This is a genomic window from Acidithiobacillus ferridurans, from assembly GCF_003966655.1.
GTDB classification, from domain to species: Bacteria; Pseudomonadota; Gammaproteobacteria; order Acidithiobacillales; family Acidithiobacillaceae; genus Acidithiobacillus; species Acidithiobacillus ferridurans.
Window position 1 is genome coordinate 2,173,389 of sequence record NZ_AP018795.1, and the last position, 17,841, is coordinate 2,191,229.

A 17,841-nucleotide genomic window follows, 5' to 3' on the forward strand; every position below is an offset into this window, starting at 1 on the left:
ATGAAGCAAACCCCGCTGAGTCAACTTGCTATCGTTTCAGCAGGGCAGGCAGCACCTAAGGACGATGAATTTTCTGACCACGGAATACCGTTTGTTCGTGCCGGCAGCTTGGATAGCCTGCTATCGGGGAAAAGCGAGTCTGATCTTGAGCTTGTCAGCGACGAAACAGCAAAGCTGCGGAAGCTGAAAACTTACCCAAAGGGCACAATTCTGTTTGCAAAGAGTGGCATGTCTGCCACCAAGGACAGAATTTACGTACTTGATAATCCTGCTTATGTCGTCAGCCATTTGGCAACGCTGATCCCGAACGGTAGTGCTCACGCGGACTACCTTCGTTTGGCCCTAAAGCGCTTCCCGCCTTCGGTGCTGATTAAAGACCCTGCCTATCCGGCAATCAGTCTCGGTGACATTCAGAGCTACGAAATTCCTGTGCCTGAACAGCGCGACGACCAAATCCGCATTGCCCATCTGCTCGGCAAAGTGGAAGAACTGATCGCCCAGCGCAAACAATACCTGCAACAACTCGACAACCTGCTCAAGAGCGTGTTTCTGGAGATGTTTGGCGATCCAGTGCGGAATGAGAAGGGGTGGGATATTCATCCCTGCGAAAAAGCAGTTTTTGATATTTCTTCAGGTACGAGCTACGGGGGTGAAGACAGGGCCTTCGCGAGCCCTGACGAAGTCGGAGTGCTAAAAATTAGCGCAGTAACGAAGGGCACGTTTGATCCGACTGAGTTTAAAGTTGTTAATCCAGCACAGATAACGAAGGCAGTTCGGTTTGTTAAGCGTGGGGATTTCCTGTTTAGTCGCGCAAACACAGTCGAGCTGGTGGCTGCATGTTGCATTGTTCCTCATGATTACAACCAGCTATTCCTACCAGATAAGTTATGGGTTCTGACGCTCAATACAGAATTTATTAACGCACAGTTTTTCAATTACTTGCTGAAAAATGAGCGATATAGAGATGTGGTAAGAAGTCTGGCAAGTGGCGGACATGATTCGATGCTGAATATTTCTATGAAGAAGTTCATGACGATTGATGTGCCATGCCCGCCGGTTCGCATTCAGAAAAATTTCTCTGCCGTCGTCGAAAAAATCGACGGCATCAAATCCCGCTACCAGCAGAGCCTCACCGATCTCGAAGCCCTCTACGGCGCACTGAGCCAGCAGGCATTCAAGGGCGAGCTGGATCTGTCGCGCGTGCCCATGCCAGGCATACAAACTGAGGAAGAGAAAAGCGTGGCAGCAGAACCCTTACACACCCCCGCCGAACAGGGCCTGGCCATCAACTTGCCCGACACCGACAACTTGCTGGCGGTGCTGGAGAGCGCTGAGGCGCGCGAGGGTTTAATCTCGCAGTGGCTCGAGGCCTACTGCGGCCAACTGGGCAACGCACCGTTTTCGGTGCAGCACCTCATGGCGGCGGCGCAAACCCGGCTGGCGGAACTGCACCCGGATAACGATTTCGTACTGGGCGCCCACGACTACGAGCACATCAAGGCCTGGGTGTTCGAGGCACTTGCCGCTGGCACGCTGTCGCAGGCGTTTGATGACGCAGGCAACCGCATCCAGCTCAAGGCCGTGCAGGCATGAAACTGTTGCGCCTCAAGATCACCGACCCGGCGGGCTTTCGCAGCCTGCCCTGTGGTTTTGAGCATCACTTTCGCACTGAATGGAGCTTGCAGGACGAACTGGCCCAGCCCGACGGCTTTGCGCCCTTCGTCTGCGCCGGCCCCAATGGCAGCGGCAAGTCCAATCTACTCGAAGCGCTGGCGGCAATCTTCTTTCAGATAGAAATTCTGCGGGGGCGCCGCAGTTTTCTACCCGAGGAGTTGCAGAACGCCGATCAGGAGTTTTCGCCGGTGGCGTTTGAGCTGGATTACCTGATTCAGCTCCCCGCAGACTATGTGCAACCGGGCAGCCCCGACTGGGCCAAAGTGTGCCTGAGAAAGAAAACGGGTAAACGGTTCGCATTTTATTGGGAGGAGGGCTGGACCGATTTCAATACAGATATATACCGAGATCCAAGTGTTGATCCTCTTGCTCTCTTGACGCCCCAGTATGTGCTGGGTTATTCGTCGGGCGAGAACGAAATCCTCAGTTTGCCCTTCTTCAAGTTGCGTTTCGTGCAGTTCGACGAATACTGGAATGTGCTGACCCAGCAACTGCCGTACCCCGGCCACCCGGAAACACGGATGGCTTACCACCTCGACAATGGTTTCAGCCAAGCCATATTGCTGTGCAATCTGCTGTTTCAAGACGAGGCCACGCTTCAGCCCTTCCACGAGGATGTGGGCATCGAGGTATTGCGGGAGTTCCGCATCATCATCCGCCGCAGCGTTCTGCTTGCGCCCGAGCAATTGGCCGCCTTCGCCAGCGAGGACCAGAATCAGCGCCAGTCGCTTGATGACATCGTCAAGAGCAACCCCGCCTTGCGCGCAGAAACGGACGACGCAGGCAGCACCCGTTACCGCCTGAACCTGATGTATGTGCTGGAAGGCGACGAGAAATCCTCTCTGGTGGTGAGCGCCCTCAAGCGCTGCGCGAGCCTGCATTACCTTGATGAGGCCACGGATACGCTGGTGCTCGACTACTGGGTGAATGACGACACCCGGCAGGCGTTCCGCGAGAACTTCGATGGTTCGCCGCTGGCGCTGTTCCAGGCCTTTCAGGTGTTGTTGACACTCAATCTATATTCCGTGAGCGATGCGCTCAAGGCCGATCTGTATCAATCCACCAGCCACTACGTCAGCGAAACGGTGCCGACGCTGGCTTCCGATGAACGCATCATGTGTTTCGAGTTTGTGCGCTTCAGCAAGCAGGGTGTTGAGCAGTCGATGATGTTGAAAGATTTGTCAGACGGTGAGCACCAGTTGCTGCACAGCCTCGGCTTGTGCCTGCTGTTTCGAGAGACCAACAGCCTGTTCCTGCTCGACGAGCCAGAAACTCATTTCAATCCCGATTGGCGCTCCAATTTCATCACCCGCCTGCGCCAGTGCCTGCCTGGTACGGGCAATGTGGGGCAGGAAATGCTGATCACCACCCATTCGCCGTTCCTGATCTCCGACAGTAAGCCGGACAAGGTGCTGGTGTTTGCCAAGGACAAAACAAGCGGCGCGGTCAGCATCAGCCGCCCGGATTACAACACGCTGGGCGCCTCGATCAACAAGATCACCATGAACACCTTCGGCAAGCGCGAAACCATCGGTGGCCATGCGCAGATCGAGTTGGAGAAGTTCCGAGCCCGCTTTGAACAGGGCTCCGAAGACAAGGAAGCGTTGATCACGGCGATTCACCAGCAACTCGGCGACTCGGTGGAAAAAGTGCTGCTGATCAATACCATCCTTGGCAGCGATCAGTCGGGCACTGGGGAGGCGCAGGACTGATGCTGTTTCCGTACACCTATGTGCCACACAAAATGGAAAAGATGCAGGCGTTCATCGACTTCATCTTTTACGAGGTGTGGTGCAAGGCCCCGGCAAGGGTCCCCTTTGGCCTGCACCTGTTCGACGCCAACGCAGAGTTGCGCGAAGTGATGGAAGCGTTCTATTACTCCGACGCGCAAGGTGCCGATTTCTTTTATGGCCATGTGGAACGAATCTACGGTCTGTTTTCGGCACTGTCCCCCTCCCAGATCAACCAGTTTCAGCAGTGGTATCAGGGCAATAACGATCTAGAAAAAGTGTGCGCCAATGATCCGGCTACACACCTCGTCCGGTACGCCGACATCGCTGTTCCCCACAAAGACCTTGCCGAGCAACTTGCCGTCTTTTTCAAGGGCTTGTACTCACAGTCGCTGCTGGACCTCGCTGCACTGCGCGCCAAGATCGGTGACATTGACGATCACTATCAAACCTTTGTGTCCACCAATAAGGAAGGAAAATGCCCGTTTTGCGGCATCGGCGATATCAGAGGCACGCATCACAGCAAACGGGAGGCCTACGACCATTACTTGCCCAAGGCGCTGTACCCATTCAACTCGATCAACTTTCGCAATCTGGCCCCGGCCTGCCATGAATGCAACAGTACTTACAAGTTAAGCAAGGATCCCGCGCGCAACGATGCCGGGCGGCGCAAAGTCTTCTACCCGTACGCTGCTGCGGGCCAAGCCATTGATATCCAGGTGACCTTGCGGCACTCAGATATCGACAATCTGACGCCGGCGGACATCATGCTGCAATTCGGCCCTGCTGACATTAGTCAGGAAATCGACACCTGGAAGGACGTGTACGGCATTGACGAGCGCTACAAAGCCAAACTCTGCGGAGAAAATGACGGCAAGTACTGGCTGACCCAGGTGCTCGATGAATGCCAGGCTTACGATAAACAACCCGACGACATCTTGAACATGCGCGCCCAGCAGGCGCAAAGCCGACCGTACGCCGACTGCAATTTCCTTAGACAGCCTTTTCTCGAGGCGTGCCGGCAGATCGGCGTTCTTTGAGAATTTCTGCAGTAATCGGCACCAGTGCTCATAATCTCGGGAGGCCAGTTGGCACATGGTCAACGGTCCGCCACCAACGACATGGCGTAATAAAATGATATTTATGGACTTTATTTTTCGTCCCAGCCTTTGTCTATCTTCTGGTCTTACTCTGGGATTTTGCCAGTCTGGCTGGTGCAGCCTATCTCCAATCGGCCGGTGACAGGTGTAGGCGGTTCGTGAAAGTCGCGTTATTGACGTGGCGGGTCGGACAAGGTCATCGTCGCTCAGCACCGGATTTTTCAGATATCACGGGATGGCGGCGTTCGCCTCCAGCCTCGATGAGCTCGACAGCCTCACCGTGAGTTGGCGAAGTACGTCGTGTCACGTGATTACCTAACTGTGGCCGATGTGCTCCGGCTGGTTCCGAGACATATGGGTACCTCAATGCCGGGGGACCTGGGATTCCCCATCCCAATGCACCAGTTCCAGGCGCCCCGTTGCGTGTTCCACGAGCGCCGTGCAACTCTCCACCCAGTCGCCGTCGTTGTGATACAGGATGCCCTCGATTTCCTTGATCTCCGCATGATGAATATGGCCGCAGATGACCCCTTCGTAGCCCTCCCGGCGGCATGCCTGCGCCAAGACCTGTTCATAGTCGCCAATGAACTGCACCGCCTGTTTGACGCGGCGTTTGATGGTCGCGCTCAGGGACCAGCGGCTATGCAGACCGATGCGGCGTACTGCCCATTGATACCGGCGATTGATGAAAAGGAGCAGCGTATAGCCGTGATCCCCGAGCCGGGTAAGCCAGGGGGCGTACCGCATCGTCACATCGAATTGATCCCCATGGATCACCCATAGGCGGCGGCCGTCGACTGTCTCGTGAACGCATCTGTCCACGATCTGGATATCTCCCAGCAGGATACGCTCCCCCTCTACGGGGACGAGATCGGAAAGCATTTCAAAAACCGGGTCATGGTTGCCCCGTACATAGCGCACCTGCACCCCATGCCGGGCGAGACGAAGGATCTTTTGTACCACCGTATTGTGCGTGGGCGGCCAGTACCAGCGGCGCTTGAGTTGCCAGAGGTCGAGTATGTCTCCCACCAGATACAGGTATTCGCAGTGATAATGACGCAGAAAGGAGAGCAACGCCTCCGCCTGGCAGCCTCGAGTGCCCAAATGAACATCGGAAATAAAAATGGCGCGGCAGGAGACACCGAGCGGCTCCTCAGCATTCTTCGGCGGAGTGTGCGACGGCATGAGACCCCCTGGTCAGGTCGAGGTTGAGGATTTTTGCCCCGGTAGTATAGCCGCAAACCTGGGAAGAGATGCACTAGGTCGACATCAGACCGAGCGCAGGTCAGGTATTCCGCAGACGTTCACGAAACTGTCACATTCGCTCGGTATGATTCACGATGACACTTTGCTGTCGCCCATCTACGGATATTCAGGAGAATGCCATGACCTCCATGCACGAAACACCGGATAGCCATGAACAAGCCCCGTTCAGTCCCGTTCCGCTCCCCGAAACGCCTGCTTCCGTAGTCGCACCGATGGTGAGTGACCCCGAGCTTCGGCATCGCCGGATCGCCGAGGCCGCCTATTTTCTGGCGGAACAGCAAGGATTTCCGGCCGACCAGACGGAAGCCTGTTGGTTCGCCGCCGAACAGGACATAGACCGGGAAGGGCTTGCCGCTGGCCAGTAGGGTGGTGACGCTCAACAGCACCCGTCCGTGGGTAAGAAACCTTTCTCACAGTAGCTTGGAGGGCACGCCTTGCGCTGGTATGGGCAGGTACTGAATATGGCCGTAGCGCATGGAATGGCGGGAGCAGCTCTGATGGAGATGCTGGTATGCACGCCGATCACGGCTGTCCGGTTCTCGCCCGAGACCAGCGGCGCATGACGGAAACCGCGATGCGGATCACCCTGGTTACGGAGACCTACCCGCCCGAGATCAATGGGGTGGCCATTACCCTGGGGCGCGCCGTCGAGGCCTTGCAGGCCCGAGGTCATGAGGTCACCCTCATCCGTCCACGGCAGGCGGGGGAATCCCCGAGTCCGGGCCTCATGCCCGCGCTGCCCCTCTTTTTTTACCGCCAGGTGCGCATCGGGTGTGCCACCCCTATCATCCTGCAGCGCTGCTTGCGGGATTGGGGCAGCGAGATCGTCCATATTGCTACGGAAGGTCCTTTGGGCCTCGCCGCCCTCATCGCCGCACGGCGTCTGCACATTCCCGCGGTAACCAGCTTCCATACCAATTTTGATCAGTACGCCGCACATTACGGGTTATCCCTGCTGGGCCACGGGGCGAGAATTTATCTTCGCGCCTTTCATAATGCGGGCAAACTCACGCTGGTGCCCAGCCAGAGCACCTTGGATCGTCTGCAGGCCCAAGGATTTCAGCAAGTACGCCGTTGGGGTAGAGGCGTGGATACCGTGCGTTTTCATCCCCAATGGCGGGACGATGCGCTGCGGGAAAGCTTGGGCCTGGGGCCGGAGGGCCGACTCTTGCTGTATGTGGGGCGACTGGCTCCCGAAAAGAATCTCACGCCGCTCATCACCGCCTTTCGCACGCTGCGCAGGAACGGTCTTAGAGCGGTGCTCGTGCTGGTGGGCGACGGTCCCTTGCGCCCAGGGTTCAGCCGCCTCTCCGAGGAAGGCATTCTCTGTATCGGCATGCAGCGGGGCATGGATCTGGCGCGCTGGTATGCCAGCGCCGATCTGTTCTGCTTCCCCTCCTGCAGTGAAACCTTCGGGAATGTGGTGCTCGAAGCCGAAGCCAGCGGCTTGCCGATCCTCGCTTATGATTGCCCTGGGGTAAACGAACAGGTGAGTGATGCTGTTCATGGATTGCTCCTGCCCCCGGGCAGTGACTGGGCCCCCATGTTACAACTCCTCAGCAAAGATTCCGGTCTCCGCCAAAAGTTCGGTGCGGCCGGTCGTCTGCGGGCCGAATCCCAGAGCTGGATGCACAGTTTCGACGTGCTCGAAGCCGCCTATCGCGAACAACTAGGATCCGAACTCGCTCCGCCGTGATGACACTTGAATCACTTTCGCAAGGATACTCCGATGCGCATACTGATGCTCTCCGATACCTATATCCCCCGCATCAGCGGGGTCGCCACCTCGATTCGCAGCTTTCGTAGCGGGCTGCAGGGACTTGGACACACGGTGGATCTGCTGGTCCCCGATTATGGGTCTTCCGTGCCGAGCGATGATTCCGGCATCATGCGTGTGCCGGCTTGGAAAACGGGTTTTTATCCCGAAGAGCGATTGATGCGGCCTTGGGCACTCCTGCGCATGACCCGTGAGCTGGCATCCCGTGGCTATGACCTGCTGCATGTCCAAACCCCCTTTGCCGCCCATTATATGGGTACCCATCTGGCCCGTAGGCTGGAGATACCGGTCCTGAGCTCCTACCACACCTATTTTGAGGCCTACATCGGTCACTATTATGCAGGCATACCCAAAATCCTGCGTCTCGCCCTGGCCCGGATCCCCTCACGTCAGCAGTGCCAGGCGGTGGATGGTGTGATCGTGCCCTCCATGGCCATGGCGACTGTGCTCTGGGGCTACGGCGTCAATACCCCGATCCGGGTCATCCCCACCGGCATTGATCTGACTGCCCAGACAACGGGGGACCGGTCCGCCTTTCGCGATCGCCACGGCATCGCGGCAGACCGTTTGGTGCTGCTTTATGCCGGGCGGATCGCTCCCGAAAAGAACATCGCCCTGCTGGTGGAAGTGGTCGGGCACCTGCGCGCGATTTTTCCGGGTATCCTCTTGCTGCTGGCGGGCGACGGCCCTTTCAGGGAATCCCTGGAACAGCAGGTCGTCGAAAAGGATTTGACGGAGCAGGTTCGTTTTCTCGGCTATCTGGACCACGACACGGCCCTGCGGGATGCCTATGCCGCCGCCGATCTTCTGGTGTTCGCCTCGGAAACCGAGACGCAGGGCATGGTATTGCTTGAAGCCCTGGCGGCGGGGCTACCCCTCGTCGCCATTGCGGCCATGGGTGCTGCGGACTTTGTGACCAGTGGCCGCGGCACACGAGCCGCACCGGCCCAAGCGTCCGGTTTTGCCGAGGTCTGCGCCGGCATTTTGTCCAATGACGTGCTGCGCGCGCGGATGGCGCAGGAAGCCAGAGAACTGGCCACCCAATGGGCCGAGCCGGCCATGGCTGAACGCCTGCAGGCGTTTTACGCTGTTGCCGTCGCGGGCGGCAAGTCTGCTTCGAACCCCGCGGGTACATCATCCGTCCCTCATCGCACCAGCTCCAGATGATCATCCAGATATGCAACGGATACCGCGCGGTCCTCCTCCCGGTCCTCATGATTAGTTAGCGGTTTTTCGAGTTGGTGCCCAAGCACGAATCCCAATATTAAATGATGTGTCCATAGAATAATTTATTAATCATTTATCTAATTGATTATTATCCTATTTAATAGCATGGCGAATCTGTTGCGGATCAATCCTGTCGATTGGTTGACATTCGGCTGAAAAAGAATTACATCTGCAGCATACAAAACGATAAACGCATGTTAACATATTCGTTACATGCATCTGTTCGGCATCGAGTACTGATGGAGATGGGTTTTCCATACGCTCTGGTCCCAATCAGGCGGAGTGCCTGTGCGGTGGTCGCAGGACTGCGTATTGCGGTCAAAGGCGAGCAGCGCGATGGCCGTAGTTCTTTTGTGAATATGTATCAGTTAGTTACCATGTTTGTGAATGCTAACAAGGCAAGTCGCAGTTCGTAATATTTGGGATATTTCGATGTCGGGGGATTTATCTTTCGGCGCGAATTGCTAACGAAGTGGCAACAAAGGCAGAAACATCAAAAAGGGAGATCAAATATGAAAATTCAGTCGCGGAGCAGCATGCAGTGGAAGCACAAAATTCGTTGGGCTACATGCGCTACATTTATGGTTGGGGCGGCCGCATGTTCGGGCAATGCGCTGGCATTGCCGACATTCGCCCGTCAGACTGGCTGGTCGTGCGCAACGTGCCATACATCCTATCCTCAACTCACCCCCATGGGTCGTATGTTCAAGCTGCTGGGATATACCAGTAATAATGTTCAGCGGCAGCAGAAGCTGGAAGCAAAGTTTGGAAAAAGCACCGCACTTCTGCTGATGCGTGTGTCACAGTTTTCGATTTTTTTTCAGGCGAGCTATGCCAATGTGGCCGGGGCCAGGAGGCCTTTAATGGGGCGGGGGTATCCAACCCGCCGGGTAACCAGAATGACATTCAATTTCCGCAACAGGTGAGTTTATTCTATGCGGGGGAAATCACCCCCCATATCGGTGCATTCCTGCATCTGACATACAGCGGCCGAGGCGGTTTCGGTATGGATGACAGCGACATCCGTTGGGCGCACCCATGGAACCTGGGTCCCGATCAACTGCTGATCACCGGTGTCGAAGTGAATAATACACCGACCGAGCCGGACATCTACAACACGGTACCAGACTGGTATGCGCCATTCTCGAGTTCCAAATATAGTGCCATCCGGCAGATACCCACCACCTTTATCGAAGGGGCGCATGGCGCCGGTTATCCTCTTGCGGGTATCGGCACTTACGAAGCCTATATTTTTGGGCAGGATAAGGCCAACTGGCTCTACTTCGAGGCGGACGGATACACCAACGCGGACGGTATTGGTGTACAGCCGAACTCCGGAGGAGCATTCGGATATGCTAATGACGGCAGAATGCAGGGTGTCGCCCCCTATGTTCGTCTGGCCTATCAGCGCGACTGGGGTAACTGGAACTGGGAAGTCGGTACCTATGGGATGTGGAGTCGCCTGTACGATAGTCCCAACACCAAAGGCGGTCCGGTAGACAGTTTCGATGATTATGATCTGGATAGCCAATTGCAATGGCTGGATACGGCGGACAACAGCAATGTCACGCTGCACGCGGACTGGATACACGAGGACCAGACATTTGGTCCAGGTACTACTCTTTCAAGTTCTACAACTGGAAATCTCAATTCCCTCAATATAAATGGTTCCTACTGGTACCATGATCATTATGGTGTATCTGGTGGATATCTGGACACCTGGGGTTCTGCCAACCCTGATCTCTGGGGAACGAGCTATTCCGATAACGGATCTCCGGATACCAACGGAGAATGGATCGAGGCGTCTTATTTGCCCTGGTGGAACACCAGATTCTCGTTGCGGTATACCATGTTTAACCAATTTCGCGGGCTGACGAACAGTACGGCCACGAGTTTCGGCGCTTCGGCATACAATACGCTTGAGCTGCTGACCTGGATATCATTTTAAGGAGGGGGTGGGCTATGTATCTTGTATTATCATCGAATCGTTTCGCTCCTTCCAAAAAGAAGGGTGTCATTCGCAGTGCCGCCGTAGCGTTGGCGATATGGAGCGCCGGTCCAGCACTGGCGCAGGTGCCACAATCTGTCCATCAGTCATGTATGATCTGCCACGGCCAGACCGGCGAAAATACCATCTATCCGATGGTTCCGCGCCTGAGTGGTCAGCAGGTGCAATATCTGGCATGGCAACTGAAGCAGTTCAAGGCGCATACCCGTGCGGATCAAAATGCGCAGATTTACATGTGGCCTGTCGCGCAGGCCATGAGTCAGAAGGAAATCCAGTCAGTTGCGAAGTATTATGCGGCGCAATCGCCCATGCACAGCGCATCCTCGCCACGTCCCGGAGTCTCCGCGGGTAAGCAGATATTCCTGCAGGGCATCGCTGCGCAGGGTGTTCCCGCGTGTATGGCCTGCCACGCCGTGAACGCGACAGGTCGAGGGATATTTCCGCGATTGGCCGGGCAGCGATACGCATATATCGTTCAGCAGCTAAGCTATCTGCATGATGGAAACCGGGTGAATCCCATCATGCAGCCAGTGGCAGAAAAGCTGACAAACCGGCAAATGCAGGATGTGGCGGCTTATCTGTCCGGTCTGCATTGAGATCAATGAGATGCGGTGGAGGCGCAGATTCTGGCACGCCCGGTGTGGGCCATGTCAGGTCTGCCGCCATCTTATACCAGATGCTCCCCGGCCAGCTTGCAGGGATGGCCCGGATCGCCTGTTTCCACTTGCAAGGTAGGATGGACGATCTGAAAATGCGCGCGCAATTCCTCACCGATTTCATGGAGCAGCGCATCGCCGGGATAGCAGTCGGGCATGACCAGATGCGCAGTCAGCGCAGTTTCGGTGGTGCTCATGGCCCAGATATGCAGGTCGTGCACGGCCGTGACGTTGGGTATCCCAAGCAAATAAACCCGTACTGCGTCGATGTCGATACCCGGGGGACGCCGTGCAGCGCCAGATGGGCGGAGTCACGCAATAAACCCCAGGTAGCCATCACAATCAACGCGCTGATCAGCAGACTAGCTGCAGAGTCCAGCCAGAACCAGTGGGTGAACAGCATCACGATCCCCGCCACCACTACGCCCAAAGAGATCGCTGCGTCGCCTGCCATGTGCAAAAACGCCGCACGGATATTCAAGTCGCCTTTTCGTCCCGACATGAAGAGCAGGGCCGTCCCCGTGTTGATCACTACCCCGAAGGCCGCCACACCGATTACGACGACACTTGCTACGGAGGCCGGGTGCAGCAGCCGCTCAATGGCTTCCCAGGCGATGCCGCCGGTGACCACCAACAGAAAGACGGCGTTCGCCAGCGCCGCGAGAATGGACGAACTGCGTAGTCCATAGGTAAATCGCCCCGAAGGGGGCGGTTGGCGAGGGCACTCGCTCCCCAGGCCATGAGCAGCCCCAGAACGTCACTGAGGTTATGGCCGGCATCTGCCAGCAGCGCGAGGGAATGCCCAAGCACCCCGAACACCGCCTCGGTCAATACGAAGCTCAGATTGAGTCCAATGCCGATCGCAAAAGCACGGCCATTCACGGGGGCATGACCATGTGCTCCATGGCGGTGCCCGTGATCATGAGGGGGCGCATGGGTATGCGGGGATTCTGCATGATCGGTGTGGTTGTGTGCCATATGGCATTCCTCCGCGTTTTGGTTGAATATGACTCATTAAAAGCCCTGGCGCCACTGCCGGGATCTGGATATGCCTCTGGCCGATAGTCAGCGCCTTTTGCATCTGCTGGATCATCCTATGGAGGGAGACGTATGAAAAAATCAGGTTTCGTGGTCATGGTCGGCTTGCTTCTCGGGGCGGGCGCGGGTTGCGCCGTATACCCCACCGGCTATGATTATTATGCTTATGGGGGCCAAGGGTATTACAGCGGTTACCCTGCGGTTGGCTACTGGTATCCACCTGGTGCTTACGCTCGGTACTACACCCCGCAATTATATTTTCAGACCCAACTGTGGAACTACTATCCACGGTCCTATTATTACCGTTATTTTGCGGCGCCGCCGCCCCTGCGCCGCGGCATACCGCTGCCGCCCAGACCGCCCGTGGGTGTACCTTTGCCGCCGCCACCGCGCGTACCCATGGGTGCGCCGGGGGGATTCGTTTCACCTCCTCCGCAGGCTTTCCCAGGGTACAGGGCGCCGGGCCCGGAAGGGCAGCGGCCACGCTTCGCGCCACCTCCACAGCGCCCCGGGCAGCATTCAGATCGGGGGCCTCCGGACAAGTCGCGGCGGCCACAAGGCGGTCCCTGATGTCCTTCTGGATAGCCCAGTGCTTTGTCTGGACATGGCCGTCACCATTTGTCACTCGTAATGGGTAATCTGTTCTGTTAGAGTGCGCTTGCCGTCATGCCTCAGTCTGCATGACGCGCGTCGCACTGGTCCCTACCTTTATGAAGCGTCTGCCATAGACTGGCGCCCTTGTGGCGAGGCCGGTGTTTTCGGAGTAAAACTTATGTCGTCTTTTGAATCTCTGGGTCTTTCTGAGCCTATCTGGCGTGCGGCTGCCGAACGTGGCTACACCAGTCCCACCCCTATTCAGGAACAGGCCATCCCGGTAGTCATGTCCGGTGTCGACCTGCTGGCGGGCGCACAGACGGGTACCGGCAAGACTGCCGCGTTTGCCATGCCCATCCTGCACAAACTGGCGGCTACTTCAGGTAGCGCGTCATGCGCTCCTTCCAGTGTGCGTGCGCTGATTCTGGTTCCCACCCGCGAACTGGCGGCGCAGGTGGAGGCGAGCGTGCAATTGTACGGGCGCTATCTTCCCCTGCGCTCCCTGGTGCTCATCGGTGGGGTCAAGATCAATCCCCAGATGCAGAAACTGCGCCGCAGCGTGGATGTCCTGGTAGCCACCCCCGGTCGCCTGCTGGATCATATCCAGCAGCGCAGTGTCGACCTCTCTCACGTCGAAATTCTGGTGCTTGACGAAGCCGATCGCATGCTCGACATGGGCTTTATTCGTGATATCCGGCGCATCCTTGCGGTATTGCCGAAAAAACGCCAGAACCTGCTGTTCTCGGCGACGTTCTCGCCGGAAATCCGTGGGCTGGCCGATGGCCTGCTGAACAACCCGACCAGTGTTGAGGTCGCGGCGCGCAATGCTACTGCCGATAATGTCGCCCAGCGGGTTTTTGCCGTCGATCAGGACCGCAAACGCGAGCTTCTTTCCCATCTGATCGAAGAACATCAATGGGGGCAGGTGCTGGTTTTCACTCGCACCAAGCATGGTGCCGACCGCCTTGCCAGGCACTTATCGCAGGATGGCATGCAGGCTATGGCAATCCATGGCGATAAGAGCCAGGGCGCCCGTACCCGCGCCCTGGCGGAGTTCAAGGAAGGCAAAGTGCAGGTCCTGGTGGCGACGGATATCGCTGCCCGCGGTATCGACATCAGCGAGCTGCCCCACGTGGTGAACTTTGAACTTCCCCATGTGCCGGAAGATTATGTCCATCGTATCGGGCGGACCGGTCGCGCCGGTAACAACGGCCAGGCCGTATCGCTGGTGAGCAGCGAGGAGCGTAAGCAGTTACAGGATGTGGAGAAGCTCCTGCGTCGCTCCTTTGACCGGGAGATCGTCGTCGGTTTCGAGCCGCGACAGTCTTTCTCCGGTCATGCACCGTCAGGGGTGCCGCGTCGTCCGGCTCAGGCCGCAGGGCGGGGTCGGCCCGGTTCAGGAGCGGTGCCTTCGGGTCGTGCCCGCCGCACCTGAGAACATGATTCTTCCCATCCTGTACTGACGGGGTTATTTTGGTGTGCAACGCCTTGGCATTCCGCCAGGGCTTGCGCCACAATAAGCGGACGATGGGCGTGTCCGGGCAAAAGGCAGGTATGGACGAAGACAAGGTATCCTCCCGTGTCCTGGTAGTGGAGGATGAGGAAGGCATTCAGGAACTTCTGCGCGTTACCTTGGAGCGTAATGGCTTTGACGTTCGCTGTGAGGGCAGCGTCGAATCGGCGGAAGCGGTACTCCAGACCTGGGGGCCGCAGTTGCTGGTGCTCGACTGGATGCTTCCCGGCAAAAATGGCTTGGTATGGTGCCGTATGCTGCGCCGTCGTGAAGAGACCCGGAAGCTGCCCATCATCCTCCTTACCGCACGCGGTGAAGAGGGTGACAGGGTGCATGGTCTGGAGTCAGGTGCGGATGATTATCTGGCCAAACCCTTTTCTCCGCGGGAACTGGTGGCGCGGGTCAATGCCCTGCTGCGGCGCAGTTACGGTGGCACGGCGGCGGGCCGGGTACGGCTTGGCGATCTGCAGGTGGATCTGCGCGCGCATCGGGTCTACGCCGGTGAGGTACAGGTTCATCTCGGGCCTACCGAGTTTCGTCTTTTGCGTCTTTTTGTGACCAACCCGGAACGGGTCTTTTCGCGGGATATGCTACTCGATCAGATCTGGGGGCGGCAGAGTTTTGTCGAAGAGCGTACGGTCGACGTCCACATTCGCCGCTTGCGTCGGGGGCTGGAGCACCACGGTTACGCCCAGATCATCGAAACTGTCAGGGGCGAAGGCTATCGCTGTAGCGCCTTGGGTTTTCAGCGAGAAGTGGTGGACGAGCGATGACTGGTGTGGCGGCTTTCGCGCATTCAGCAGGCCGCAGCACACCCCGGCATATCTTTCCGGCGTGAAGTACCTCCGTGCCTGGTTTTACCCCTTGGCGCTCTGGGCGTTGATTCCGATTTTTCTGGCCGCCGATGATCTGCACGCCTGGTCCTACCTCCCACTGGTGATCATCGCTTTCTTGCTAGCGCTCTGGGTCGGCTGGCATCGCCAGCAATCCCTGAATTTCAGCGCTTGGTTCCGTAACCCGTATACCTCGTTGCCACCGCTGGCGGGGGGGATATGGGAGGAGACCTTTGCCGAGGGCTACCACTGGCGGCGTGATCAGGAGGCGCAGCACCGCCAGCTCAGTGCCCAGATCGTACAGTTGCGTGACGCCTTGCAGGCGATGCCCGACGTTGTGGTATTGATGGACGAGCGTGGCCAATTGCTCTGGGTGAATCCTTCGGGTATCCGCTTGCTGCAACTGCAATGGCCCGATGACGCGGGTAAGCCGCTGGCTTTCTGGCTGCGAACTCCGCATCTGCGCGCCTTTCTCGCCGGCGAAGGGCCACCCAGCCTGCAGCTCCCGGCCCCGGCAGATGCACAACAGATTTTGGAGGGCATGCGCTATCCCCTCGCCGATGCGGGTGCTTTGGTTATCTTCCGGGATGTGACCCGTATCCGTCAGCTTGAACAGGTCCGTCAGGACTTCGTAGCCAATGTCTCCCATGAGTTGCGCAGCCCGCTGACGGTAGTGCGCGGTTTCCTGGAAAACATGCTGGACAGTCCTATCGCTGCCGACGATGAGGTGAGTAGTCAACTCCGTCTCATGGAACAGCAGACGCTGCGCATGCAGTCTTTGGTCGAAGACTTGCTGTCTCTGGCACGTATGGAGGCCGCCGAGGCGAATCCGGAACACTGCGAAACGCTCATGATCGCGACTATGATACACAACACGCTGGATACCCTGGCGCCCGCCATAGTGCAAAAACGGTTGCAGATCGACACGGCGCTGGATGGCGACTTGGGCATTTTCGCAGAAACCATCGATCTGACCAGTATCATCCGAAACTTGTTGGAAAACGCCATCAAATATACCCCGGCAGACCGCGCCGTCAACGTGCGCTGGGAGCGTCGCTCGGGCGATCTGCGTTTGGTGGTGCAGGATACCGGTGATGGTATCGCTGCCGAGCACTTGCAGCGTATCACCGAGCGTTTTTATCGGGTGGACAAAGGTCGCTCCCGACGCATGGGAGGTACGGGGCTGGGATTGGCCATTGTCCGTCACGCTGTCGAGCGTTATCAGGGGCATCTGGAAGTGACTAGTGAAGTGGGTAAGGGAACCACTTTTACTGCGCATTTTCCGCCCCATCTCGCCCGCAGTTTTCCCTCCGACTCCGCAGTGTCATAAAACGGTAATAAAACCTTGCTATAGTCCCTATGCAGCTTTTAACTAAACCTGTATAGGGGGCGTGATATGATGAAGACCAAGGGTGTGGCTTTTGTGTTGGGCGTGATGAGCCTGGGTGTAGCAGGGCTGGCGCAGGCGGAGACCATTTCCGCCGCAGGTGGCACGGCCATTTATCCCGTCCTGTCCAAATGGGCGGAAACTTACAAACAGAAAACCGGCATCATGGTGAATTATCAGGCCATCGGTTCTGGTGGCGGGATTGCCCAAATCAAGGCAAAAACCGTCGCTTTCGCCAACAGCGACATGCCTCTCCAGCCTGAATACCTCAACAAAGACCATCTCGTCCAGTTTCCGGCTGTGATTATTGGCATTACCCCCGTCGTGAATGTCCCCGGTATAAAGCCCGGTGAACTGACCTTCAACGGCACCGTGCTCACCGGTATTTACCTGGGCAAGATCAAGAAATGGAACGACGCAGCCATTGCCGACCTCAATAAGGGCGTTAAGCTGCCGGATATGAATATCACGGTGGTCCATCGTTCTGACGGTTCCGGCACCACCTTCAACTTTACCAATTATCTAGCCAAGGTCAGCCCGGAATGGAAGCAACGTGTAGGTGATAACACGGCTGTTTCCTGGCCCGTCGGTGTGGGTGGCAAGGGTAATGCGGGCGTCGCTGCATATGTACAACGGATTCCTGGTGCCATCGGCTACGTGGAATATGCCTACGCCAAGGAAAACCACCTGGCTTACGGCAAAATGATCAATGCCGCGGGCAAAGTGGTGGCCCCTGATCTGGCTACTTTCCAGGCCGCTGCGGCGAATGCGGACTTTACCAAGGTGGAGGATTTCTACATGATTCTCACCAACCAGGCGGGTGCCCAGAGTTGGCCCATTTCCGCTGCGACTTACATCCTGATGCGCCAGGATGCCGATAAGGCGGTCAATGCCGGAGTCCTGGCGTTTTCGCGCTGGTTCCTGACAGCCCCGCAGGCGCAAGCGGAAGCCAGGAGCCTGGATTATGTGCCATTACCAAAAACTACGGTGACGCAGATTGAGACGTACTGGAAAAGGAATCTGGGCCAGTGAGCTGAG

Annotated in this window: 16 protein-coding genes and 1 pseudogene; 14 read left to right on the forward strand and 3 right to left on the reverse strand. The window is 57.3% G+C overall.

What is annotated here, in order from left to right:
• Genes AFERRID_RS11190 through AFERRID_RS11200 form a run of 3 tightly spaced genes read left to right on the forward strand, consistent with a single transcriptional unit; the run spans position 1 to position 4,444 of the window.
• Complete coding sequence (locus tag AFERRID_RS11190) at positions 1–1,593, forward strand: restriction endonuclease subunit S (protein ID WP_126605712.1); 1,593 nt, start codon at positions 1–3, stop codon at positions 1,591–1,593.
• Entirely contained in the window at positions 1,590–3,386 is a 1,797-nt protein-coding gene (locus AFERRID_RS11195) for a restriction system-associated AAA family ATPase (RefSeq protein WP_126605213.1), read from the forward strand. Before AFERRID_RS11190 ends, AFERRID_RS11195 begins: the two co-directional genes overlap by 4 nt.
• Entirely contained in the window at positions 3,386–4,444 is a 1,059-nt protein-coding gene (locus AFERRID_RS11200) for an HNH endonuclease (RefSeq protein WP_126605214.1), read from the forward strand. The genes AFERRID_RS11195 and AFERRID_RS11200 overlap by 1 nt, the downstream gene beginning before the upstream one ends.
• 423 nt (positions 4,445–4,867) lie before the next feature.
• Here AFERRID_RS11200 and AFERRID_RS11205 read toward each other — a convergent pair whose 3' ends face one another.
• Complete coding sequence (locus AFERRID_RS11205; RefSeq protein ID WP_113525719.1) at positions 4,868–5,689, reverse strand: UDP-2,3-diacylglucosamine diphosphatase; 822 nt, start codon at positions 5,687–5,689, stop codon at positions 4,868–4,870.
• Between the two features lie 200 nt (positions 5,690–5,889).
• On the opposite strand from AFERRID_RS11205, the gene AFERRID_RS11210 reads away from it, so the two are divergent.
• The 6 genes from AFERRID_RS11210 to AFERRID_RS11230 all read left to right on the forward strand — a co-directional run bounded on the left by AFERRID_RS11210 (position 5,890) and on the right by AFERRID_RS11230 (position 11,378).
• Positions 5,890–6,135 carry a DUF2934 domain-containing protein gene (locus AFERRID_RS11210; protein ID WP_172959371.1) on the forward strand — a complete coding sequence of 82 codons (246 nt, stop codon included), beginning with the start codon at positions 5,890–5,892 and terminating at the stop codon, positions 6,133–6,135.
• A gap of 146 nt (positions 6,136–6,281) precedes the next feature.
• Positions 6,282–7,466 (forward strand): glycosyltransferase family 4 protein, encoded by a 1,185-nt coding sequence (locus tag AFERRID_RS11215; protein ID WP_225981979.1) that lies wholly within the window; start codon positions 6,282–6,284, stop codon positions 7,464–7,466.
• Between the two features lie 33 nt (positions 7,467–7,499).
• On the forward strand, positions 7,500–8,714 hold the full coding sequence (locus AFERRID_RS11220; RefSeq protein WP_126605215.1) for a glycosyltransferase: 1,215 nt from the start codon (positions 7,500–7,502) through the stop codon (positions 8,712–8,714).
• A gap of 572 nt (positions 8,715–9,286) precedes the next feature.
• Complete coding sequence (locus AFERRID_RS15705; RefSeq protein ID WP_232027540.1) at positions 9,287–9,700, forward strand: hypothetical protein; 414 nt, start codon at positions 9,287–9,289, stop codon at positions 9,698–9,700.
• Positions 9,701–9,780: 80 nt separating this feature from the next.
• Entirely contained in the window at positions 9,781–10,722 is a 942-nt protein-coding gene (locus AFERRID_RS11225) for a hypothetical protein (protein WP_232027541.1), read from the forward strand.
• Positions 10,723–10,736: 14 nt separating this feature from the next.
• Complete coding sequence (locus AFERRID_RS11230; RefSeq protein WP_126605216.1) at positions 10,737–11,378, forward strand: c-type cytochrome; 642 nt, start codon at positions 10,737–10,739, stop codon at positions 11,376–11,378.
• Positions 11,379–11,449: 71 nt separating this feature from the next.
• Here AFERRID_RS11230 and AFERRID_RS16370 read toward each other — a convergent pair whose 3' ends face one another.
• Positions 11,450–11,686: a cation transporter dimerization domain-containing protein gene (locus AFERRID_RS16370; protein WP_456263957.1), complete on the reverse strand. Its 237-nt coding sequence runs from the start codon at positions 11,684–11,686 to the stop codon at positions 11,450–11,452.
• Positions 11,632–12,416 (reverse strand): annotated as a pseudogene (locus tag AFERRID_RS16240) (cation diffusion facilitator family transporter). The gene AFERRID_RS16370 and the pseudogene AFERRID_RS16240 overlap by 55 nt, the downstream one beginning before the upstream one ends.
• Positions 12,417–12,548: 132 nt before the next feature.
• Here AFERRID_RS16240 and AFERRID_RS11245 point away from each other — a divergent pair.
• The 5 genes from AFERRID_RS11245 to pstS all read left to right on the forward strand — a co-directional run bounded on the left by AFERRID_RS11245 (position 12,549) and on the right by pstS (position 17,835).
• A complete protein-coding gene (locus AFERRID_RS11245) occupies positions 12,549–13,046 on the forward strand; it encodes a hypothetical protein (protein ID WP_126605217.1) in 498 nt (165 codons plus the stop codon).
• Between the two features lie 202 nt (positions 13,047–13,248).
• A complete protein-coding gene (locus tag AFERRID_RS11250; protein WP_126605218.1) occupies positions 13,249–14,505 on the forward strand; it encodes a DEAD/DEAH box helicase in 1,257 nt (418 codons plus the stop codon).
• Between the two features lie 41 nt (positions 14,506–14,546).
• Positions 14,547–15,356 carry a phosphate regulon transcriptional regulator PhoB gene (gene phoB / locus AFERRID_RS11255; protein ID WP_225981980.1) on the forward strand — a complete coding sequence of 270 codons (810 nt, stop codon included), beginning with the start codon at positions 14,547–14,549 and terminating at the stop codon, positions 15,354–15,356.
• A gap of 61 nt (positions 15,357–15,417) precedes the next feature.
• Positions 15,418–16,746: a phosphate regulon sensor histidine kinase PhoR gene (gene phoR, locus AFERRID_RS11260; protein WP_113525726.1), complete on the forward strand. Its 1,329-nt coding sequence runs from the start codon at positions 15,418–15,420 to the stop codon at positions 16,744–16,746.
• Between the two features lie 66 nt (positions 16,747–16,812).
• Positions 16,813–17,835: a phosphate ABC transporter substrate-binding protein PstS gene (gene pstS / locus AFERRID_RS11265; RefSeq protein ID WP_225981981.1), complete on the forward strand. Its 1,023-nt coding sequence runs from the start codon at positions 16,813–16,815 to the stop codon at positions 17,833–17,835.
• Positions 17,836–17,841 lie beyond the last annotated feature (6 nt).

Bases quoted from the DNA above. Each gene is read 5' to 3' on its own strand.
- AFERRID_RS11210 (WP_172959371.1), top strand. From the start codon at position 5,890: ATGACCTCCATGCACGAAACACCGGATAGCCATGAACAAGCCCCGTTC.
- AFERRID_RS11205 (WP_113525719.1), bottom strand. From the start codon at position 5,689: ATGCCGTCGCACACTCCGCCGAAGAATGCTGAGGAGCCGCTCGGTGTC.
- AFERRID_RS11215 (WP_225981979.1), top strand. From the start codon at position 6,282: ATGCACGCCGATCACGGCTGTCCGGTTCTCGCCCGAGACCAGCGGCGC.
- AFERRID_RS11195 (WP_126605213.1), top strand. From the start codon at position 1,590: ATGAAACTGTTGCGCCTCAAGATCACCGACCCGGCGGGCTTTCGCAGC.
- AFERRID_RS11190 (WP_126605712.1), top strand. From the start codon at position 1: ATGAAGCAAACCCCGCTGAGTCAACTTGCTATCGTTTCAGCAGGGCAG.
- AFERRID_RS11230 (WP_126605216.1), top strand. From the start codon at position 10,737: ATGTATCTTGTATTATCATCGAATCGTTTCGCTCCTTCCAAAAAGAAG.
- AFERRID_RS11220 (WP_126605215.1), top strand. From the start codon at position 7,500: ATGCGCATACTGATGCTCTCCGATACCTATATCCCCCGCATCAGCGGG.
- AFERRID_RS15705 (WP_232027540.1), top strand. From the start codon at position 9,287: ATGAAAATTCAGTCGCGGAGCAGCATGCAGTGGAAGCACAAAATTCGT.
- AFERRID_RS11225 (WP_232027541.1), top strand. From the start codon at position 9,781: ATGGATGACAGCGACATCCGTTGGGCGCACCCATGGAACCTGGGTCCC.
- AFERRID_RS11250 (WP_126605218.1), top strand. From the start codon at position 13,249: ATGTCGTCTTTTGAATCTCTGGGTCTTTCTGAGCCTATCTGGCGTGCG.
- AFERRID_RS11200 (WP_126605214.1), top strand. From the start codon at position 3,386: ATGCTGTTTCCGTACACCTATGTGCCACACAAAATGGAAAAGATGCAG.
- pstS (WP_225981981.1), top strand. From the start codon at position 16,813: ATGATGAAGACCAAGGGTGTGGCTTTTGTGTTGGGCGTGATGAGCCTG.
- AFERRID_RS11245 (WP_126605217.1), top strand. From the start codon at position 12,549: ATGAAAAAATCAGGTTTCGTGGTCATGGTCGGCTTGCTTCTCGGGGCG.